Consider the following 20,542-nt stretch of genomic DNA (forward strand, 5'->3'; position numbering starts at 1 on the left):
ACCCTCTCCCTTTTAGGGAGAGGGCTGTAAATGCGCCTCAATATACCGCTGATAGCGGTTCGCCTTCAGATAACACAAATCCACCAGCACCAGCCCGTCAACACAGTTGCTGAACGCCGGGTCGCTGCCAAAATCAATAAACTGCACGCCGCCGGGCTCGCACAGCTCGGAATATTGCTTGTAGAGCGGCGGAATGCCGCAGCCGAGATTGCCGAGCAGGGATTTCAGCTTTGTCAGATCGTCCACGTAATCCACGCCGCCAAACTGCGCGAGCACGTCCGGCAGCGATGCGGGATACGGCTGGCGCGAGGCGGCGAGCGGATGCGTCGCCGGGAACCACAGGCGATAAAATGCCACCAGCAGATCCCGCGCGGCAGGCGGTAAGCCGCCGGAAATGGAGACCGGGCCAAACAGGTAGCGGTAGTGCGGATAACGCGCCAGATAGGCACCAATGCCGGACCATAAATAGTCCAGGCCGCGGCGTCCCCAGTAGCGTGGCTGGATAAAGCTACGCCCCAGCTCAATGCCGTGCTCCAGCACGTCCTGCATTTTGTCGTCGTAGTGGAACAGACTATAGCTGTACAGCCCCTCAACGCCGCGCTTTTCGATCTGCATGGCCGTCGGCATAAAGCGATACGCCCCGACAATCTCCAGATCGTCCTCATCCCACAGGATCAGGTGCAGATAATCATCGTCGTAGCAGTCGGTGTCCCGGCGCTTACCGCTCCCTTCCTCCACCGCGCGAAAGGCAATCTCGCGCAGGCGGCCCAGCTCGCGCAGCAGCGGGGCGTCTTCCTGGCCGTTTCGCTGCCAAAGATAGATGGTTTTACCGTCGCTGGTTTTTCCCAGGCTCTCGGCCTGCGCCAGCGCGCGTTTCAGTGTGGCCCGGTCTTCCGGACGGGCAATCGCGCACTGGGTTTTAAAGACCCCGGGCAATCCCTTGCCAAGACGCATCACGTGCTGACGGCACTGCTCGGCCATCTCACGCGACGAAAGGTTAGCGCTGTGCCAGTGATGCCACGTAATCTGCTGGCCGATTTTGATCGGCAGCTGGCTGTGGCGGCGGCGGAACATCTGCTGCATCAGCAGCAGCATCGACAGCGTCGGAGAGACCAGCGTGCTGGCATAAAAGAGCAGGCTGTTATGCGCCTGAATATGCACCGGCAGCAGCGGGGCGCGCAGCTTGCCGGCGAGTTTGATAAAGCCGGAGTGCCATTTCTTATCGCGAATGCCCTTGAGCGTAGGGCGGGAAACTTCTCCGGCCGGGAAGAAGATCAGCACGCCCGCGTTTTGCAGATGCTGTTCCATCTGCACCAGGGACGATTTCGCCGTCCTGCCGCCCATATTGTCCACCGGAATAAACAGCGAGCTGAGAGGCTCAAGGTGGGTCAGCATCCGGTTGGTCACGACTTTAACATCGCGCCGCACGCGGGAGACGGCGTACATCAGCGCCAGGCCGTCCAGCGTACCCGTCGGGTGGTTGGCAATGATGACCAGCGGGCCATGTTCGGGGATTTGTTCGAGATCGCGGGCGGAAACGGTGCAGAGAATATCAAGGTGCTCCAGAACCTGCTCCACCATATCCAGTCCTTTCAGGTGGCGGTGGGCAGCGGCAAATTGCTGAAATTCGTCTTCGTAGAACAGTCTTTTTAACAGACTTTTTTGCCAGGGGGCGGGCCTCGCCTGAGGCCAAAGATCGTCGAGAACGCTATCGAGGCTAAACATGGTTACTCCTCCTGCCGTCTTGCGAAGACAGTAGAAGGAGCAGATGTCGGTTGTATTGCAGTTTGGTGAAGATTAGCGCAGAGAACAGGCCGGGCCAGGCGAAGGCGCCACCCGGCGCTAAAGCGGATTAACGCAGAATTTTTTTCTCGGCCAGATCCAGCGCGAAGTAGCTGAAGATCAGATCCGCGCCCGCGCGTTTGATAGCGCCGAGGCTTTCCAGGACCACTTTCTCTTCGTCAATTGCACCCGCCAGCGCGGCGAATTTGATCATCGCGTACTCACCGCTGACCTGGTAAGCGCCCAGCGGCAGCTCGGTGCGCTCGCGGATGTCGCGCAGGATATCGAGATACGCGCCAGCCGGTTTCACCATCAGGCAGTCTGCGCCCTGGGCTTCATCGAGCAGGGATTCACGAATCGCTTCCCGACGGTTCAGCGGGTTCATCTGATAGGTTTTACGATCGCCTTTCAGCGCCGTTCCCGCCGCTTCGCGGAACGGGCCGTAGAAGGAGGAGGCGAATTTGGTGGAGTAAGACATGATGGCGGTGTCGGTGAAACCGGCCGCGTCCAGCGCCTGACGAATCGCCTGAACCTGTCCGTCCATTGCGGCAGATGGCGCGATGAAATCCGCACCTGCTGCGGCAGCGACCACAGCCTGTTTGCCAAGGTTCAGCAGGGTAGCATCGTTATCCACGCCGTGATCGCACAGCACGCCGCAGTGGCCGTGAGAGGTATATTCACAGAAGCAGGTGTCGGACATCACCACCATTTCCGGCACGGTCTCTTTGCAGATGCGGGACATGCGGGCGACGAGGCCATCTTCTTTCCACGCGTCGCTGCCGGTGGCGTCAGTATGGTGGGAGATGCCGAAGGTCATCACCGAGCGGATACCCGCGTTGGCGATACGTTCGATCTCACGCGCCAGATATTTCTCCGGAATGCGCATTACGCCCGGCATGGCTTCGATGGCTTTGTAGTCATCGATCTCTTCTTCGACAAAAATCGGCAACACCAGATCGTTTAAGGTCAGGGTTGTCTCTTCAAACATAGCGCGCAGTGCAGGTGACTTGCGCAGGCGGCGGGGACGTGCAATTAAATCGGTCATGGTATGCCTGATGTTTGTGGAACAAAGAAGGCTAGTGTACCCGAAAGCGTTGTTAGGTGTTTATTAAAGTGGGCGGTTTACCGATAGATCATGCAAGACTGCAGGAACGGTGTCGTTCGGAGCAAACGGTTTAACATCAACCGCTTGCCCACGGAATATTAATATCAGTTGGACGCGGTAAGCACCTGGGCTTTATTGGCGCTCAGCTCAGCCACCAGGTTATTAATCCCGTCACTCATATTGACGAAACGCGTATGCGGAGAGCGGGTGACCACCACAAATGCGCCCACGTTTGACTGCGGGATCATGGCCATATAGGTGATGAATCCACCGCCGCCGCCGGTTTTCTGAATAATACCCGGACGGCCATTTTTCGGTGCCATATAGACCCAGCCCATGCCGAGCGCATCGGCTTTACCCGGCACGTCCATCCCGATGACGCGGTGCAGCTGGGTACGCTGATAAATCAAGGTTTGCATACGATCGGCCTGGCTGCTGCGAGCGTAGAAATCCGAGGAAAGGAACTGCTGCATCCAGCGCATCATGTCGCCAGGCGTGGAATAGACCCCACCGCTGCCCACGGCTGCGAGCGTGTTATTACAGGGGCTTGCGCCTTTCTCCGCCACCATCAGGCGACGGCACTGATCCGGGGACGGGGTAAAGGTGGTGTCTTTCATGCCCAGCGGACGGGTTATCTGCTCTTCAAATAGCTGCGTATAAGGTTTGCCAGCCGCCGTTGAAAGAGCGTCCGCCAGCAGGTCAAAGGCCAGGTTTGAATAAGAGGCCTGCGAACCCGGAGCCGCCTTCAGCGTGGCGGTACTCAGATAGCTCCAGCGCTGGTCGCGCGTTGGCCAGACAAATACGTCACGATGCGCCGCCCCGCCCGGCTGCTCACGCGGCAGGGCGCTGGTGTGGGTGGCAAGGTTCACAAGCCGAATCGGCGTACCCTGATAGGTTGGAACCCGGGCGCCTGGAGGCGCGTATTTGCTGAGCGGGTCGTCGAGCTTCACCACGCCCTGGTCGAGCAGTTTCACCAGCATTTCGCTGGTCATCAGCTTGGTTAAGGACGCGATGCGGATAACGGAATCCAGCTGCGGATGAATGTTATTTCCTGGGCGCGTTTCACCAAAGCTGCGGAACACGCGCTGGTTTCCGTCGATGACGACCATCGCCATTCCGGTCGCGCCGCTGCCGTAATAGATAAGGTTCGCGTAGCGATCGGCAATATCTGAAGCTAAAACGGGAGCCGTCAGCGGTTGGGCTGCCTGGGCGGTAGAAAAGCTCACCGCACACAGCGCGGCAAAAGAGAGCAGACAACGTTTCAACGAAAAGCATCCATGAAGTGAAATAGGAAAGTTATGGGTATTTATACTACTAAACGGTACCGCGCAATGCCCCGAATTGCATAACGATAGCGAGAAAAACGTAACCATGGGTAAATATGAACAATTTACTTACGAGCTATCTCCCATTTTGTGACATCGGGCTTATGATAGGCGCCAGTGTCACTCAATCTTACGGAGAACGGTATGTCTGAGAAGCGTGTGGTTATGGTTGTCGATATGCAGAACGGGGTATTTGAAACCCCTCGTCATCAGCGCGAAAAGTGTGTGTCTCTGATCAACCAGCTTACGCAGGCTGCCGACAAGGTGATTTTTATTCAGCACACCGAGGCCGGGGGGCTGGAAGAGGGAAGTGAAGGATTTGCGCTACTGCCTGAACTCCATCAGCCCGCTGACGCGCTTTACGTGACCAAAACGGCCTGCGATGCCTTCTACAACACCGGGCTTGAGACGCTGCTGCGTGACCAGGGCATTCGCGAGTTTGTCATCTGCGGCTGCGCCACCGATTACTGCGTCGATGCGACGATCAAGAACGGCGTTAGCCGGGGTTATCACATCACAGTTGCGGAAGATGCCCATACCACATCCAACCGCCCGGCTGCTGAAGCACAGATCCTGATTAACCATCACAACGACGTCTGGCGTAACTTCATTGCGCCAGCGAACCCTCTCGCAGTGAAACGCACCGAAACAATTCTCGAAAACTGGAAAGCGAACTAATAATCAACCCTCGGGTCTGACCTTTTTGCCTGAGCCGGGAGGCTGGCTTGGGCAGGTATTTCGTTTGGTAACGTGTTGTGCACAGCAACAGCCATAACAACAAGAAGGAAGCATTATGTTTAAGTCTTTTTTCCCAAAGCCGGGGCCTTTTTTCCTGTCGGCATTTATTTGGGCACTCATCGCTGTCATTTTCTGGCAGGCGGGCGGCGGCGCATGGCTGACGCGCATCACGGGAGCGACAGGCGAGGTACCGATTAGCGCGGCGCGCTTCTGGTCGCTCAGCTACCTGCTGTTTTATGCCTACTACACGGTGTGCGTAGGGCTGTTTGCCCTTTTTTGGTTTGTCTATTCTCCGCACCGCTGGCAGTACTGGTCGATCCTCGGCACATCGCTGATTATTTTCGTGACCTGGTTCCTGGTGGAAGTGGGCGTGGCGGTTAACGCCTGGTATGCGCCGTTCTACGATCTGATCCAGACCGCGCTGAGCTCGCCGCATAAGGTGACCATCAATCAGTTCTACCATGAAGTTGGCGTCTTCCTCGGCATCGCCCTGATTGCGGTTATCATCGGCGTGATGAACAACTTCTTCGTCAGCCACTACGTTTTCCGCTGGCGTACCGCGATGAACGAACATTATATGGCGCACTGGCAGCACCTGCGCCATATCGAAGGTGCCGCACAGCGTGTGCAGGAAGACACCATGCGTTTTGCCTCCACGCTTGAAGACATGGGCGTCAGCTTTATCAACGCCATTATGACGCTGATTGCCTTCCTGCCGGTGCTGGTAACGCTCTCGGCGCATGTACCGGATCTGCCGATTGTCGGCCATATTCCGTATGGTCTGGTGATTGCCGCGATCGTCTGGTCGCTGATGGGGACGGGCCTGCTGGCGGTGGTTGGGATCAAACTGCCGGGTCTGGAGTTTAAAAATCAACGCGTCGAAGCCGCATACCGTAAAGAGCTGGTTTATGGCGAAGACGATGCTAACCGCGCCTCGCCGCCGACCGTCCGCGAGCTGTTTGGCGCCGTGCGTCGTAACTATTTCCGTCTCTACTTCCACTATATGTATTTCAACATCGCGCGTATTTTGTATCTGCAGGTGGATAACGTTTTCGGTTTGTTCCTGCTGTTTCCGTCCATTGTTGCGGGTACGATTACGCTCGGTCTGATGACGCAGATCACCAACGTTTTCGGTCAGGTTCGCGGGTCGTTCCAGTACCTGATCAGCTCCTGGACCACGCTGGTAGAACTGATGTCCATCTACAAACGTCTGCGCAGCTTTGAACGCGAGCTGGACGATCGTGACCTGCAGGAAGTCACCAACACATTTAGCTAATACAGGAAGTTGCTATGTCTTTTGCCGTACCGCGCGCGTTACCGTTGACCATTCTGGCCGCTTTTGTACTGGCAGGCTGTGCCGAAAAGGGGGCCGCTCCGCTCAAAAAGGGCGAGAAGCCCGTTGATGTGGCGAGCGTTGTGCGGCAGAAAATGCCCGCCAGCGTAAAGGATCGCAATGCGTGGGCAGACGCGCTGGCAAAAACCTTTGAAAGCCAAAAGATCGCGCCGACCGAGGAGAACATCTGTTCGGTGCTGGCGGTGGCGCAGCAGGAGTCAATGTACCAGTCAGATCCGGCTGTGCCGGGTCTGAACAAAATCGCCTGGAAAGAGATCGACCGCCGCGCGGAGTCCATGCATATCCCGGTGTTCCTCGTGCATACCGCGCTTAAAATCACCTCGCCGAACGGCAAAAGCTACAGCGAACGGCTGGATACGGTGAAAACCGAAAAACAGCTTAGCGCCATCTTTGATGATTTCATCAGCATGGTCCCAATGGGGCAGAAGCTGTTTGGCTCCCTGAACCCGGTCCACACCGGTGGTCCGATGCAGGTGAGCATCGCGTTCGCGGAGAAACACACCGACGGCTATCCGTGGAAAATCGACGGTACGGTGCGCCAGGAGGTCTTCTCTCTGCGCGGCGGACTGTGGTTCGGCACGTATCACCTGTTGAACTATCCGGCGAACTACGATGAGCCGCTGTACCGCTTTGCCGACTTTAACGCCGGCTGGTATGCCAGCCGTAATGCGGCATTCCAGAGTGCGGTCAGCCGCGCAAGCGGCGTCAAGCTCGCGCTGGACGGCGATCTCATCGCTTACGGCAGCAGCGAAGCAGGGAGCACCGAGCTGGCCGTACGGAAACTTTCGAGAACGCTGGGTCTGAGCAACAGCGACATTCGCCGTCAGCTTGAGAAAGGCGATAGTCTGGCCTTTGAGAGAACGGATCTGTACAAGAAGGTGTTTGCGCTCGCAGAGCAGAAAAGCGGGAAAACGTTACCGAGGGCTATCCTGCCGGGCATTCAGCTGGAAAGCCCGAAGATCACGCGTAACCTGACCACCGCGTGGTTCGCAAAACGCGTGGACGATCGTCGGGCTCGCTGTATGGGGCTTTAATGGCGACGGCGAAAGCGCAGGACGAGCGCGACAACGCCTAAAATCATGCATCCCGCGAGGAAGGGGATCAGGCCGAACAGGGTGCTGACGCCAAAGCCAATCTCAACTCGCGGGCGTCCGTTATCCTGCACCTGCATCAGATGTTCATAAACGCCAGGCGCATGGACCAGCATATTGAGCAGCTGTGAGCCGGCCCAGAAGCAAAACAGGACAAACAGGGCATACGCGATATTACCCGCCGTAGAGGTTTTTGGTTTTCCGCCAAAAATCGGTTTCGACAATGTAAAGTCAGCCATGATGACCTCCGGATAAATCGCTCTGTTAATACGCTTCGTACAGGGTGAGTTTGACAGGTCATCGCATTTGTCAATATCAGAATCGTGGTAATTTACGCGCCGGAATCCTCCTGGATTGTTGATTTCTGCAGCACGTCACAATTTATTAACTTAAGTGAAATTGCGTCGCGTTTCAGAATTTCCGTATCTGCCACAGACCTGGCCGTAAAACTATGAGAGGATGTCTTTTTTTCCTGCCGGAGTTGTTATGAAGCTCACGTCCAAACTACGCCGTGACTGGCACTACTACGCCTTCGCTATCGGGCTGATCTTTATTCTTAACGGTATTGTGGGCCTGTTGGGGTTTGAAGCAAAAGGCTGGCAAACGTATGCCGTAGGGCTGGTGACCTGGGTCATTAGTTTCTGGCTGGCGGGGTTGATTATCCGCCGTCGCCCTGAAGAGACGACAGCGGATGAGGCAGAGTCGGCGAAGCGCGCCGATTAACCGTTTACGGAACTTTTAAGCGCGCTGTCGGCGGCGTGACGCTCCAGCGCCAGCTCGATCAGGCGGGTGATCAATTCCGGGTAGCTCAGGCCGCTCGCCTGCCACAGCTTCGGATACATGCTGATGTTAGTGAACCCCGGCAGCGTGTTAATTTCATTGATCACCACCTCGTTTTCCGCCGTCAGGAACACATCCACGCGCGCCATGCCGCAGCAGCCGAGCGTCTGATAAGCGCGAATGGCGATCGCCCGGATCTTATCGTTAACCGCCGGATCGAGATTCGCAGGCACGACAACCTGCGCGCCTTTATCATCAATGTATTTGGTGTCGTACGAGTAGAAGTCGCTGTTTAAGACCACTTCACCGCAGGTGCTCGCCTGGGGAAAATCGTTGCCCAGCACGGCGCACTCAATTTCACGACCTTTGATGCCCTGCTCAACCACCACTTTATGGTCGAACTCAAACGCCAGGCGGACGGCTTGCGTGAACTCAGCTTCGCTGGTCACTTTGCTGACGCCCACGGAGGAGCCCTGGTTTGCAGGCTTCACAAACAGCGGCAGACCCAGCTCTGCGCTGATTTGCGTGAAGCTGTGTTTGTCGCGGTTGGCGCGGGTGAGCGTCACGAACGGCGCAATATTCAGCCCGGCATCGCGCAGCAGGCGTTTGGTGACGTCTTTGTCCATGCACGCGGCTGAGCCGAGGACGTCCGAGCCGACGAACGGCAGGTTGGCCATGCGCAGCATTCCCTGCAGGGAACCATCTTCGCCCAGGGTACCGTGAACAATCGGGAAGACGACGTCGATCTGGGCGAGAGCCTGCGCGTTGCCGGCGTCGATGAGCTGCCCTTTTACGACGCCGGGTACGGTGGCGACGCTAATTTCTGAAGGATTCAGGGCGATATGTGCCGGATCGTGGGCATTCAGCAAATACTGGCTGGCATCGTTAACGTGCCACTGGCCCTGTTTATCAATGCCCAGCAGCACCACGTCGAAACGGCTTTTATCGATCGCATCAACGATATTTTTGGCCGATTGCAATGACACTTCGTGTTCCGCTGATTTTCCCCCAAAGACAATACCTACGCGCTGCTTAGCCATCTCACTCTCTTCCAGTATGACGAAAAGCCAATAACATACCACGATGCCCGGCGGGTTTCGCGGCCTTCTGCCATAATGTTTTGGGGAATGTTGAGGGGGGAGAGTGAAAGGAAAAACGCTGCTGACCGTATTTATCATTTTGGCCATCGCAACGGTGGGTTACCGCTGGTTGCCGCCTTACTACAACCCTTTCATGCCGCTGACGCTTGACGACCCGCCGGGTCGAATCACCCAGTATAAGCTTCGGCGTTTAACCCCCGAGGCGTGCGCGAGCCTGCTCGCACAGGCTAATCAACGCGATCTCATCCGCACCCGGCCGGTGGCTGACAGCGGCGGCGCGTGTCCGCTTAATAACGTCGTGCGCGTGAGTGACTTCGGCCCGGTCGGGCTGAACAGCAGTTTTCTTGCCAGCTGCCCGCTGGCGCTCAGCTCAGCCCTCTATATCAGCCAGCAGGCCCGGCCGCTGACAAAACGTTATACGGGCAGTGACCTGGCGCGTATCGACCACCTCGGCAGCTTTGCCTGCCGCAATATTTATCATCGCCCTGACGCGCGCCGCAGTGAACATGCCACGGCGGAGGCGCTGGATATTGCCGCTTTTCGTCTGGCGAACGGTGAACGCGTCACGGTGCTGAACGGCTGGAAGGCGGCCACCACGCAGCCCTGGCTGAAGGCCATGCTGGCGGCGAGCTGTGGGTACTACGGAAACGGACTGGGGCCGGAGTATAACGCGGCGCATGCCAACCATTTTCATCTGGGAATGCGCGGTTTTGGCCTCTGCCGTTGAAGCATAATATTCCGCCAGAAAATGGATGAATTGTGACTTATTTCACAAATATGATGACTGGGGAGATAAAACACCAAAGTCAGTCGGGCCGCATCTCTGGTGCGACGTTAATACGCGTAACTTGCTAATCTGTCGGCGAATTCGCCTAAAAATGAAGACTATTTCTTTATGGAATCCTGGAAAGTTAATCTCATCTCGGTTTGGTTCGGCTGCTTCTTTACCGGACTGGCCATCAGCCAGATTTTGCCGTTCCTGCCTCTGTACGTGTCGCAGCTGGGGGTGACCTCGCATGAAGCCCTTTCCATGTGGTCCGGTCTGACGTTTAGCGTCACGTTTCTGGTTTCCGCCATTGTGTCACCGATGTGGGGCAGCCTGGCGGATCGGAAAGGCCGTAAGCTGATGCTTCTACGCGCTTCGCTCGGGATGGCGATCGCCATTCTGCTGCAGGCCTTCGCCACCAACGTCTGGCAGCTGTTCTTCCTGCGGGCGGTGATGGGGTTGACGTCCGGGTATATTCCAAACGCCATGGCGCTTGTCGCCTCGCAGGTGCCGCGCGAGCGTAGCGGCTGGGCGCTGAGTACGCTCTCCACGGCACAGATCAGCGGCGTCATCGGTGGGCCGCTGCTGGGGGGCTTTCTGGCGGACCACGTCGGACTGCGCGCGGTATTTATCATCACTGCGGTTCTGCTGGTGGTCAGTTTTCTGGTCACGCTCTTTCTGATTAAAGAAGGGGGCCGCCCGGTTATCAGTAAGTCTGAACGCCTCAGCGGCAAGGCCGTTTTCGCCTCGCTGCCTTATCCGGGCCTGATGATCAGCCTGTTTGTGACCACTATGGTGATCCAGCTCTGTAATGGTTCGGTGGGGCCGATTCTGGCGCTGTTTATCAAGTCGATGGAGCCGGAGAGCACAAATATCGCTTTTCTGAGCGGCATGATTGCCGCCGTGCCGGGCGTATCTGCCCTGATTTCCGCGCCGCGTCTGGGAAAACTGGGGGACAGGATCGGCACGGCGCGCATCCTGATGGCGACGCTGATCTTTGCGGTGGTGCTCTTCTTCGCGATGTCGTTTGTCACCTCTCCGCTTCAGCTTGGCATATTGCGATTTCTGCTCGGCTTTGCTGATGGCGCCATGTTGCCTGCGGTACAGACCCTGCTGGTCAAATATTCCAGCGACCAGGTGACGGGGCGTATTTTTGGATATAACCAGTCGTTTATGTATCTGGGGAATGTTGCCGGCCCGCTTATTGGCGCATCCGTTTCTGCGATGGCCGGTTTTCGTTGGGTATTTGCGGCGACAGCGATTGTCGTTTTAATCAATATTATCCAGCTGGCTATTGCGCTGCGACGCCGCAGACAAATGGCGGAGGCCAAATCGGCGAAGTAACGATTTCACAGATGTATTATATATTCTTATGGTAGCCGCATTTTTATATAACAAAATGCGGCTACTTTTTATAGAAAAACGTTTCGCTCACGGCGCTGCCTCTTTATTTCCGTTCCTGTATCACTTTTGCATACCATAATTAATTTCTTCTCTTTGCAATAGGGATTCAGAGTGATAACTTCAGACAAAACTGAAAAGGAACTGGCACGATGAAAAACCTCATTGCTGAATTGCTGGTCAAGCTGGCACAAAAGGAAGAAGAGTCAAAAGAGCTGGTGGCTCAGGTCGAAGCGCTTGAAATTGTGGTCACCGCGCTGCTGCGACAAATGGCGAAAACCGATCAGCAGGCGTTGATTGAGAGCGTGGAAGGGGCGCTGGATAGCGTCAGGCCTGAATCGCAGGTACCGGTTGAGGATGCTGAGATGCTCCACCAGTACGTAAAGAAGCTGTTAAGGCATCCGCGCAGCTAAACCGTCACAGGACGTAACGACGTGTCATAGAATTGTCATGCAGGATGCCTATAGTCGCTCTGTTTTTATTTTTATGTATTTGTACATGGAGAAAATAAATTGAAACAGAGCGCACTTTTCATCGCATTACTTCCCCTGTTAATTACCCCTGCCATTTATGCTGATACGACGCAAACCAGCGTGCTGGATAATCGTGCGGCAAAAGGGGATATCACCCAGCCTGGCGGCGCGCGTCGTTTATCAGAAGATCAAACTGCTGCTATTCGCGCTTCGCTGAATGATAAGCCGGCGAAAAATATTATTCTGCTGATTGGCGATGGAATGGGGGATTCCGAAATCACGGCGGCGCGAAATTATGCCGAGGGTGCGGGCGGCTTTTTTAAAGGTATCGACGCATTACCGTTGACCGGACAATATACCCACTACGCGCTGGATAAAAAAACCGGTAAACCGGATTACGTAACGGACTCCGCGGCCTCTGCCACGGCGTGGTCCACCGGCGTGAAAACCTATAATGGTGCGCTGGGCGTGGATATTAACGAAAAAGATCATCAAACCCTTCTGGAGATGGCAAAAGCAGCGGGCCTGGCGACCGGCAACGTCTCCACCGCTGAACTTCAGGATGCGACGCCTGCGGCGCTGGTGGCACACGTGACCTCGCGTAAGTGCTACGGCCCGTCAGCGACCAGCGAAAAATGCCCTACAAATGCGCTGGAAAAAGGCGGCAAAGGTTCGATTACGGAACAGCTGCTGAACGCGCGTCCTGACGTGACGCTGGGCGGCGGCGCGAAAACCTTCGCGGAAACCGCGACGGCGGGCGAGTGGCAGGGCAAAACGCTGCGCGAGCAGGCGCAGGCTCGCGGCTATCAGCTGGTGAGTGACGCAAATGCTCTGGCGGCGATAAGCGAGGCGAACCAGGATAAACCGCTGCTGGGGCTGTTCTCTGACGGCAACATGCCCGTGCGCTGGGAAGGACCAAAAGCCTCGTATCACGGCAATATCGATAAGCCTGCGGTGACTTGTACGCCAAACCCGAAACGCACGGACAGCGTACCGACGCTGGCGGCGATGACCGATAAAGCGATCTCTCTGCTGAGCAAGAGCGAAAAAGGGTTCTTCCTGCAGGTAGAAGGCGCGTCGATCGATAAGCAGGATCATGCGGCAAATCCGTGCGGTCAGATTGGCGAAACCGTCGATCTGGACGAAGCGGTGCAGAAGGCGCTCGCGTTCGCGAAAAAAGACGGTAACACCCTGGTGATCGTCACCGCGGACCACGCGCACGCCAGCCAGATCGTTCCGCCAGATACCAAAGCCCCTGGCCTGACGCAGTCGCTGAACACCAAAGATGGTGCCGTCATGGTGATGAGCTACGGTAACTCTGAAGAAGAGTCCATGGAGCACACGGGCACCCAGCTGCGTATTGCCGCCTACGGCCCGCACGCGGCCAACGTGGTAGGCCTGACCGATCAAACGGATCTGTTCTACACCATGAAGGCGGCGCTGGGCCTTAAATAATAAAATCCCGGCGGAAATCACATCTGCCGGGTGGTTTTTTTCCTGTCACGAACCAGACTTACAGGGAATGTTCACAAAAGGATGGTGCAATGAAAACAACATTACTGGTTACTCTGCTCTCCGGCCTGTTCCTGGTCGCATCGGCGAACGCGGAAGAGAAAACGTTAACGCCGCAGCAGCAGCGTATGACCACCTGTAATCAACAGGCGACGTCTCAGAGTCTTAAGGGCGATGCTCGTAAGACCTATATGAGCGACTGCCTCAAAAACGGCGCCTCGAAGCCGGCTGAAAAAAGCCTCACGCCTCAGCAGCAAAAGATGCGCGAGTGTAATGCCAAGGCAACCGAGCAGTCCCTTAAAGGGGATGACCGCAGCAAGTTCATGAGTGCCTGCCTGAAGAAAAAAGTGTAGTTCGAACGGGTGAGCGGCATCGGCGGCTCACCCGAAATTTCATACTTTCCCCGCAGACCCCCTCTCTATAATTTGGGAAAATGTTTCAGAATATTCCCAAAAATGATGAATGATGAAACGTATTACAACAAAAAGCGCATTCGGGAAGAGTGGAATTTAACCCTTTCTCAGGATGACCCTCACCGTGCCGGCATTCAGTTTGCCCGGCGGGTTCGGCTGGCGCGCGCCGTGGGGCTGGCAGCGATGTTTTTCCCGGTTGCGGGAATGCTGGTCACCCATTTTTTACCCGGAGGCTGGTGGCTTTTACTGGTCGGTTGGGCGTTCGTATGGCCCCATTTCGCCTGGCAGTTATCCTGCCGGGCCGCGTCACCTCAACAGCAGGAAGTGTTCAATCTTAAGATCGATGCCATCATTGCCGGGCTCTGGATCGGCGTGATGGGGATGAGCGCGTTACCCTCGGCAGCGCTGGTGATGATGGTAGGTATGAATATGATGGGCTCCGGGGGCTGTCGCCTGTTTATCCCGGGGATCCTGTTGACTCTGCTCTCCGCGCTGGTGACGCTGCCGCTTGTCGGGAGCGTGGCTGTTTTCAGGCCCGACCCGGTAGAGTGGGGCCTAACGCTGCCCGTACTGGTGCTTTATCCCATGCTGTTTGCCTGGCTCAGCCACCGCACCGCCGTCAGGCTTGCAGAGCACAAGCAGCGGCTGGAAATGATGAGCACCCGTGACGGCATGACCGGGGTCTTTAATCGCCGCCACTGGGAAATGCTGCTGCGAAATGAATTTGAGCATTGCCGCCGCGACCACTGCACCGCCACGATTTTGCTGATTGATATCGACCACTTTAAAAACATCAACGACACCTGGGGGCACGCTGTGGGCGACGAGGCGATCATCGCCATTACGCGTCAGCTCCAGCGGTCAGTACGGTCAGGCGATGCTATAGGCCGGTTTGGTGGGGATGAGTTTGCGGTGATTATGTCGCAGACCGCGGCGGAAAGCGCCATCGCGGTGATGTCGCGGTTGCATGAGCGGCTGGAAAAACTGACGTTACCGTGCGCACCAAAAGAACCGCTGCGCATCAGCGTAGGCGTTGCCCCCTGGGGGCCGCAGTTTGGACATTATCGGGAGTGGCTGAAGGCGGCTGACGTGGCGCTGTACAGGGCGAAAAATGCCGGGCGCGGCCGCACCGAAGTAGCCGCCTGACGCCCGGTCAGAAATCAGGATTTACTCAGCTTCTCTGATTTTTCCATGCATTTTGCCATTGCCTCAATGACGGCCGAGCGGAACCCGCGCTCCTCCAGCACCCGCACCGCTTCAATGGTGGTACCGCCAGGGGAGCAGACCATATCTTTCAGTTCACCCGGGTGTTTGCCGGTCTCCAGCACCATTTTGGCGGAGCCCATGACGGCCTGCGCGGCGAACTTATACGCCTGGGCGCGCGGCATTCCGCCAAGCACGGCGGCATCGGCCATCGCTTCTAAAAACATGAAGACATACGCAGGTGCTGATCCACTGACGCCGACCACTGGATGGATCATCGATTCGGCAATCACTTCTGCTTCGCCGAAGCAGCGGAAAATGTTCAGTACATCAGCCACTTCTTCTGAGGTCACCAGCGCGTTAGGCGTGACGGAGGTCATGCCGGCGTTGACCAGCGAAGGGGTGTTGGGCATCGCGCGGACGATTTTACGATCGTGACCGAGCGCGCGCGCCAGCTGATCGAGGGTGACGCCCGCGGCAATCGACACCACCAGCGTCTCTTTATTCAGGCTGGAGGTGATATCGCTCAGTACTTTGATCATGATGTTCGGCTTGACGGCGCCAAAGACGATATCGGCGACCTGGGCCACTTCCTGCGCGCTTTCGGCGGCGTTGATCCCGTACTGATCGCGCAACGCGGCGACCTTGTCCGGTGACGGGGTATAGACCCAAATCTGACCCGGCAGCACCTGCCCGCTGGCGATCAGGCCGCCCAGGATGGCTTTGCCCATGTTACCGCAGCCGATAAACCCGATTTTCTTGTCCATCACGATTCTCCGTCATTATGCGTTGTTTTCTCTGATTGATAGCTTAACAACGAAATGCAGGCGACAATAGTCGGCAGAGTTATTATGGGGAGACAATATGGCGATTTGGGTTGATGCGGACGCGTGTCCGAATGTGATTAAAGAGATTTTATTTCGCGCCGCCGAGCGCGTTCAGATGCCGCTGACGCTGGTGGCGAACCAGAATATTCGCGTACCGCCTTCGCGCTTCATCCGCTCTTTACGCGTGCCGGCCGGGTTCGACGTGGCGGATAACGAAATTGTCCGCCTGTGCAGCGCGGAGGATCTGGTGATCACGGCGGATATTCCGCTGGCTGCCGAAGTGCTGGAAAAAGGGGCCGCGGCGCTCAATCCGCGCGGAGAGCGATACTCGCCGTCGACCATTCGCGAGAAGCTCACCATGCGCGATTTTATGGATACGATGCGGGCCAGCGGCGTGCAGACCGGGGGACCGGACAGCCTGTCACAGCGCGATCGTCAGCAGTTTGCTGCCGAACTGGATAAATGGCTGCTGGAGGTGAAGCGCCGCACAGCGTAATGATAATTATTGTCAATTTGTGGTACAGTGTGGCTTCCACAGGGTTGTCATCCCGTACCGCTTTGCAGTAAAGTAATCGCAACATCTTCTGCAATTATTTCTTTACACTCTTCAGCCATCCGGCATCAAGGGGAACACCTGGCTATGACCCAACCCATCTTTTTAGTTGGCCCCCGCGGCTGTGGGAAAACCACCGTTGGCCTGGAGCTGGCACGCGTGTGTCATCGCCAGTTTGTGGATACCGACCACTGGCTGCAAACCGAGGCCGGAAAAACCATCGCTGAGATTGTTGAGCAAGAGGGATGGGAGAGCTTTCGCGCGCGCGAAACGGCCGCGCTGAAAGCGGTCACCACCCCGTCTGCCGTGATCGCGACCGGGGGTGGCATTGTTCTGGCGGAGTGTAATCGTCACTTTATGCGCGAAAAGGGGATTGTGATCTACCTTAGCGCGCCGGTGTCGGCCCTGGTTGGGCGTCTGGAAGCCTTTCCGGAAGAGGGACAACGCCCTGCGCTGACCTCCAGGCCGCTGAACGAAGAGGTGAGTGAAGTGCTGGCGGAACGCGATGCGTTATACCGCGAAGCGGCTCACCACGTGGTGGATGCGTCAGCCTCTCCTGAAGACGTTGTGATTCAGATTATTACCGCCCTGCGTTTGGCTTGTGCCAGCTAAGCGGCGTCTATACTTATAGCTCAGACATAAAAAAAGGATGAGCTATGCCAACCAGACCTCCCTATCCGCGTGAAGCGCGCATTGTTACTGTTGAAAAAGGCCATACGGGTCATACCGTGACCTGGTATCAACTGCGTGCCGATCACCCCAAGCCGGACTCGCTGATCAGTGAACACGAGACTGAACAGGAAGCGCTGGATGCGAAACGGCGCTATGAAGATCCCGATATAACCTGAATGTTTTCCTAAACGCTCCAGGATCGTGCCTGAATCACACTTTTTACTCATCGTGAAAGTTAAGCAGGAGTTAATATTTAGTTATTACAAGTAACTCTGGTATCGGCAGGCGATCTTTACATTTCGATGTCGGGATCACCTGCTACGCTTGGTGCTGTTTTGTTGAAAAAACGAACTGTGCAGCGTAGTGAGCCTGTACCTGTGTGCACGATGTTGGAGTAATGGAAGGCGATAAAGATGAAGGCAACGTTGGCGATCCTCACCATTGGTGTGGTCCCTGTAAGCGAAGTGTTACCGCTCTTAACCGAGCATGTATCTGAACAACAGATAACGCATCTTAGCCTGTTGGGGAAGATGAGTCGGGAAGAGGTCATGGAGGACTACGCTGTCGAGGCGGGGGAGGATCCCCTGGCGACGTTATTAAGTGACGGTAAACTGGCGCACGTTTCACGCCAGAAAATCGAGCGCTCGCTGCAGGGCGTGATAGAAGTGCTCGATAATCAAGGTTATGACGTTATTTTGCTGATGAGCACGGCTCCCATTAAGGGGCTGATGGCGCGCAATGCGATTTTACTGGAACCGATGAGGATCATTCCGCCGCTGGTGGCCTCCATCGTGGATGGTCATCAGGTGGGGGTGATTGTCCCCATCGAGGAACTCATGGATAACCAGGAGGCAAAATGGCACGTGCTGGAAAAAGTGCCCTTGTACGCGCTGGCCAATCCGTTCTGGGACAGTGAGGCCAAACTCATTGCTGCCGGGAAGGAACTGCTGGAGAGAGGGGCCGATGTCCTGATTCTGGACTGCCTGGGTTTCCACCAGCATCATCGTGATTTACTGCAAAAAGCGCTGGATGTCCCGGTGCTGTTATCCAACGTACTGATGGCTCGCCTGGCCTCGGAACTGCTCGTGTAATGATTTTGCGTGACAGGTGATGAGCATGGCCCCTATAGTGAATTTTTATTTAAAAATATAAGGGCCAGTTCATGCTTCAGAGTAACGAATACTTTTCCGGTAAAGTGAAATCCATTGGTTTTACCAGCAGCAGCACTGGCCGCGCCAGCGTTGGCGTAATGGCGGAAGGGGAATACACCTTTGGCACGGCGGAAGCGGAAGAAATGACGGTCGTCAGCGGTGCGCTGAACGTCCTGCTGCCGGGCGAAACGGAATGGAAAGTTTACGCTGCCGGGCAAGTTTTCAACGTCCCTGGCCACAGCGAATTTCATTTGCAGGTGGCTGAGCCCACCTCTTATCTGTGCCGCTACCTGAAATAAAAAATTAGCCGGGTGGCGCTAACGCTTACCCGGCCTACGTTTTGCCCGTTATCGCTGCGCTTCGCCGCCGAGACCTTCCACCAGATTCTGAATCAACGCGGCCAGCTCGCCGGTCATCAGGATGAAATCCGCGTCAAAACGCTGGGCGTAATCTTCTCTGTCGATATCTTCGTTCTGATCGCGCAGCTCGTCGCAGAACTTCAGACGCTTCACGGAGCCGTCGTCGCACATCACGAACTGGATGCGCTGCTGCCAGTCGAGCGCCAGCTTGGTGACCACTTTACCCGCTTCGATGTGTACGGCGATCTCGTCGCTGACCAGATCCTGCTTCTTCGCGCGGATCACGCCGCCATCTTCCAGCAGGGCTTTCAGCTCGGCTTCATCAAGGATCTGGAAGCCCTGGGCCGCAGCGCCGCTGCGTACCCATTCGGTCAGCGTCAGCTCGATCGGCGTTTCCAGCGCCAGCGGAACGACCGGTAAAGATCCGATGCTTTTGCGCAGCAGGGCCAGCGTATCTTCTGCTTTCTTGGCGCTGGCGCAGTCCACCATGATCAGCCCGTTGACGGTGTCGATCCACATCATGGTCTGGCTGAAGCGGCTAAAGGCGCGCGGCAGCAGGGAGTGCAGTACTTCGTCCTTCAGCGAATCTTTTTCGGTTTTTTTCAGCTTGCGGCCCTGTTCGGCTTCTAGCTTAAAAATTTTCGCCTCGAGCGCCTGCTTAACCACCGGCGTCGGCAGGATTTTCTCTTCTTTACGGGCACAGACGATAATTTGACCCGTGCTGCTGGCGTGGGTCAGTGCATCGCTTTGTGAACCCATTGGCGGAACCCAACCGGTTTTTGCCATATCCTGGCTACCGCAAGGGGAAAAGGTATAAGCGGCTAACTGTTTTTCCATCTCTTCTGCACGCAGCGAAACGTCGCGGCTGAGACGGTAAACCATCAAATTTTTGAACCACAGCATGATAATTTCCACGGCCTTGTCGTTAAATCAGCGGGCATGATAACGAATTGTCGCATCGCTTGCATTGCTAATCGGGATGCGTGCTTCTACTCTGTTGATAATCAAAATAATGAGGAGAGTCTTGTGCGTATTGGGATCGATTTGGGCGGCACCAAAACAGAAGTCATCGCGCTGAGCGAGCAGGGGCAGCAGCTGTTTCGCCATCGTCTGCCAACGCCGCGCGATGATTATCGCCAGACTATCGAGACGATTGCCCAACTGGTTGAGATGGCCGAGCAGGCGACAGGGCAAACCGGGAGCGTAGGGATGGGGATCCCGGGGTCGATCTCGCCGTATACCGGCGTGGTTAAAAATGCCAACTCCACCTGGCTCAACGGTCAGCCGTTCGATAAAGATTTGAGCCAACGTCTGAACCGGGAAGTGCGTCTGGCCAACGACGCTAATTGTCTGGCGGTCTCCGAGGCCATCGACGGCGCGGCGGCAGGTGCCCAGACCGTGTTTGCCGTGATCGTCGGTACCGGCTGCGGTGCGGGCGTGGCGTTTGGCGGACGCGCCCATATCGGCGGTAACGGCACCGCGGGTGAGTGGGGTCACAACCCGCTGCCGTGGATGGATGAAGACGAGCTTAAATACCGCGCTGAAGTGCCGTGCTACTGCGGAAAACAGGGCTGTATTGAGACGTTTATCTCCGGTACCGGTTTTGCGACCGACTACCATCGCCTGAGCGGCCAGCCGCTCAAGGGTAATGAGATCATGCGTCTGGTCGAAGCGCAGGATCCGGTGGCGGAGCTGGCGCTGAGCCGCTACGAAATGCGGCTGGCGAAATCTCTGGCCCACGTGGTGAATATTCTCGATCCGGACGTGATTGTGCTCGGCGGCGGCATGAGCAACGTCGACCGGCTGTACGCCACGGTACCGAACCTGGTGAAACAGTGGGTTTTCGGCGGCGAGTGTGAAACTCCGATCCGCAAAGCTGTCCACGGTGACTCCAGCGGCGTGCGCGGCGCGGCGTGGCTGTGGCCGGAATAAAAGCA

The 20,542-nt window shown here is 56.3% G+C and carries 23 protein-coding genes; 16 read left to right on the forward strand and 7 right to left on the reverse strand.

The window, feature by feature from the left end:
• Window positions 1-12: 12 nt before the first annotated feature.
• The 3 genes from AB3N39_RS04450 to ampH all read right to left on the reverse strand — a co-directional run bounded on the left by AB3N39_RS04450 (window position 13) and on the right by ampH (window position 4,152).
• Window positions 13-1,725: a lysophospholipid acyltransferase family protein gene (locus tag AB3N39_RS04450; protein WP_143344744.1), complete on the reverse strand. Its 1,713-nt coding sequence runs from the start codon at window positions 1,723-1,725 to the stop codon at window positions 13-15.
• Between the two features lie 127 nt (window positions 1,726-1,852).
• Complete coding sequence (gene hemB / locus AB3N39_RS04455; RefSeq protein ID WP_028017695.1) at window positions 1,853-2,827, reverse strand: porphobilinogen synthase; 975 nt, start codon at window positions 2,825-2,827, stop codon at window positions 1,853-1,855.
• A gap of 164 nt (window positions 2,828-2,991) precedes the next feature.
• Window positions 2,992-4,152 carry a D-alanyl-D-alanine-carboxypeptidase/endopeptidase AmpH gene (ampH, locus tag AB3N39_RS04460; protein ID WP_111963450.1) on the reverse strand — a complete coding sequence of 387 codons (1,161 nt, stop codon included), beginning with the start codon at window positions 4,150-4,152 and terminating at the stop codon, window positions 2,992-2,994.
• A 204-nt stretch (window positions 4,153-4,356) separates the two neighbouring features.
• Between ampH and AB3N39_RS04465 the strand changes: the two genes are divergently transcribed.
• The 3 genes from AB3N39_RS04465 to AB3N39_RS04475 all read left to right on the forward strand — a co-directional run bounded on the left by AB3N39_RS04465 (window position 4,357) and on the right by AB3N39_RS04475 (window position 7,338).
• Window positions 4,357-4,890, forward strand: coding sequence for an isochorismatase family protein (locus AB3N39_RS04465; RefSeq protein WP_115874321.1), 534 nt, complete (start codon window positions 4,357-4,359; stop codon window positions 4,888-4,890).
• A 115-nt stretch (window positions 4,891-5,005) separates the two neighbouring features.
• Window positions 5,006-6,226 (forward strand): peptide antibiotic transporter SbmA, encoded by a 1,221-nt coding sequence (gene sbmA / locus AB3N39_RS04470; protein ID WP_104949290.1) that lies wholly within the window; start codon window positions 5,006-5,008, stop codon window positions 6,224-6,226.
• A 14-nt stretch (window positions 6,227-6,240) separates the two neighbouring features.
• Complete coding sequence (locus tag AB3N39_RS04475; RefSeq protein ID WP_111963447.1) at window positions 6,241-7,338, forward strand: DUF1615 domain-containing protein; 1,098 nt, start codon at window positions 6,241-6,243, stop codon at window positions 7,336-7,338.
• Here AB3N39_RS04475 and AB3N39_RS04480 read toward each other — a convergent pair.
• Window positions 7,335-7,634, reverse strand: coding sequence for a DUF2755 family protein (locus AB3N39_RS04480; protein ID WP_021241681.1), 300 nt, complete (start codon window positions 7,632-7,634; stop codon window positions 7,335-7,337). The genes AB3N39_RS04475 and AB3N39_RS04480 overlap by 4 nt on opposite strands.
• A gap of 247 nt (window positions 7,635-7,881) precedes the next feature.
• Between AB3N39_RS04480 and AB3N39_RS04485 the strand changes: the two genes are divergently transcribed.
• A complete protein-coding gene (locus AB3N39_RS04485; protein WP_111963445.1) occupies window positions 7,882-8,118 on the forward strand; it encodes a DUF2754 domain-containing protein in 237 nt (78 codons plus the stop codon).
• Here AB3N39_RS04485 and ddlA read toward each other — a convergent pair.
• Window positions 8,115-9,215 carry a D-alanine--D-alanine ligase gene (ddlA, locus tag AB3N39_RS04490; RefSeq protein ID WP_133293864.1) on the reverse strand — a complete coding sequence of 367 codons (1,101 nt, stop codon included), beginning with the start codon at window positions 9,213-9,215 and terminating at the stop codon, window positions 8,115-8,117. The genes AB3N39_RS04485 and ddlA overlap by 4 nt on opposite strands.
• A gap of 103 nt (window positions 9,216-9,318) precedes the next feature.
• Here ddlA and AB3N39_RS04495 point away from each other — a divergent pair, with 103 nt between their 5' ends.
• The 6 genes from AB3N39_RS04495 (at window position 9,319) to adrA (ending at window position 14,986) form a co-directional block, all read left to right on the forward strand.
• The gene (locus AB3N39_RS04495; RefSeq protein WP_127729737.1) at window positions 9,319-10,002 is read left to right on the forward strand and encodes an extensin family protein; all 684 of its coding nucleotides are present in this window, start codon (window positions 9,319-9,321) and stop codon (window positions 10,000-10,002) included.
• 168 nt (window positions 10,003-10,170) lie between these two features.
• On the forward strand, window positions 10,171-11,385 hold the full coding sequence (locus AB3N39_RS04500) for a multidrug efflux MFS transporter (RefSeq protein WP_136195249.1): 1,215 nt from the start codon (window positions 10,171-10,173) through the stop codon (window positions 11,383-11,385).
• Window positions 11,386-11,594: 209 nt separating this feature from the next.
• Window positions 11,595-11,855 (forward strand): anti-adapter protein IraP, encoded by a 261-nt coding sequence (gene iraP, locus AB3N39_RS04505; protein ID WP_024906786.1) that lies wholly within the window; start codon window positions 11,595-11,597, stop codon window positions 11,853-11,855.
• Between the two features lie 99 nt (window positions 11,856-11,954).
• Window positions 11,955-13,370 carry an alkaline phosphatase gene (phoA, locus tag AB3N39_RS04510; RefSeq protein ID WP_367897096.1) on the forward strand — a complete coding sequence of 472 codons (1,416 nt, stop codon included), beginning with the start codon at window positions 11,955-11,957 and terminating at the stop codon, window positions 13,368-13,370.
• An 89-nt stretch (window positions 13,371-13,459) separates the two neighbouring features.
• Window positions 13,460-13,780, forward strand: a complete 321-nt coding sequence (gene psiF, locus AB3N39_RS04515) for a phosphate starvation-inducible protein PsiF (RefSeq protein WP_008503278.1) — start codon at window positions 13,460-13,462, stop codon at window positions 13,778-13,780.
• Window positions 13,781-13,882: 102 nt separating this feature from the next.
• On the forward strand, window positions 13,883-14,986 hold the full coding sequence (adrA, locus tag AB3N39_RS04520; protein ID WP_133293867.1) for a diguanylate cyclase AdrA: 1,104 nt from the start codon (window positions 13,883-13,885) through the stop codon (window positions 14,984-14,986).
• 14 nt (window positions 14,987-15,000) lie between these two features.
• Here the strand turns inward: adrA and proC are convergent, their stop codons facing one another.
• Complete coding sequence (gene proC, locus AB3N39_RS04525) at window positions 15,001-15,810, reverse strand: pyrroline-5-carboxylate reductase (RefSeq protein ID WP_111963440.1); 810 nt, start codon at window positions 15,808-15,810, stop codon at window positions 15,001-15,003.
• Window positions 15,811-15,907: 97 nt separating this feature from the next.
• Between proC and AB3N39_RS04530 the strand changes: the two genes are divergently transcribed.
• From AB3N39_RS04530 to ppnP, 5 genes are all read left to right on the forward strand, one after another.
• Complete coding sequence (locus tag AB3N39_RS04530; RefSeq protein WP_010428006.1) at window positions 15,908-16,366, forward strand: YaiI/YqxD family protein; 459 nt, start codon at window positions 15,908-15,910, stop codon at window positions 16,364-16,366.
• Between the two features lie 144 nt (window positions 16,367-16,510).
• Complete coding sequence (gene aroL / locus AB3N39_RS04535) at window positions 16,511-17,035, forward strand: shikimate kinase AroL (protein WP_032639634.1); 525 nt, start codon at window positions 16,511-16,513, stop codon at window positions 17,033-17,035.
• 44 nt (window positions 17,036-17,079) lie between these two features.
• Window positions 17,080-17,271 (forward strand): protein YaiA, encoded by a 192-nt coding sequence (gene yaiA, locus AB3N39_RS04540; protein WP_023334675.1) that lies wholly within the window; start codon window positions 17,080-17,082, stop codon window positions 17,269-17,271.
• 237 nt (window positions 17,272-17,508) lie between these two features.
• On the forward strand, window positions 17,509-18,186 hold the full coding sequence (locus AB3N39_RS04545) for an AroM family protein (RefSeq protein WP_111963439.1): 678 nt from the start codon (window positions 17,509-17,511) through the stop codon (window positions 18,184-18,186).
• Between the two features lie 71 nt (window positions 18,187-18,257).
• A complete protein-coding gene (gene ppnP, locus AB3N39_RS04550; RefSeq protein ID WP_008503270.1) occupies window positions 18,258-18,545 on the forward strand; it encodes a pyrimidine/purine nucleoside phosphorylase in 288 nt (95 codons plus the stop codon).
• Between the two features lie 48 nt (window positions 18,546-18,593).
• Here the strand turns inward: ppnP and rdgC are convergent, their stop codons facing one another.
• Window positions 18,594-19,508 carry a recombination-associated protein RdgC gene (gene rdgC, locus AB3N39_RS04555; RefSeq protein ID WP_023310540.1) on the reverse strand — a complete coding sequence of 305 codons (915 nt, stop codon included), beginning with the start codon at window positions 19,506-19,508 and terminating at the stop codon, window positions 18,594-18,596.
• Window positions 19,509-19,631: 123 nt separating this feature from the next.
• Between rdgC and mak the strand changes: the two genes are divergently transcribed.
• A complete protein-coding gene (gene mak / locus AB3N39_RS04560; protein WP_111963438.1) occupies window positions 19,632-20,537 on the forward strand; it encodes a fructokinase in 906 nt (301 codons plus the stop codon).
• Window positions 20,538-20,542 lie beyond the last annotated feature (5 nt).

The organism is Enterobacter vonholyi, assembly GCF_040834095.1.
Lineage (GTDB): Bacteria > Pseudomonadota > Gammaproteobacteria > Enterobacterales > Enterobacteriaceae > Enterobacter > Enterobacter vonholyi.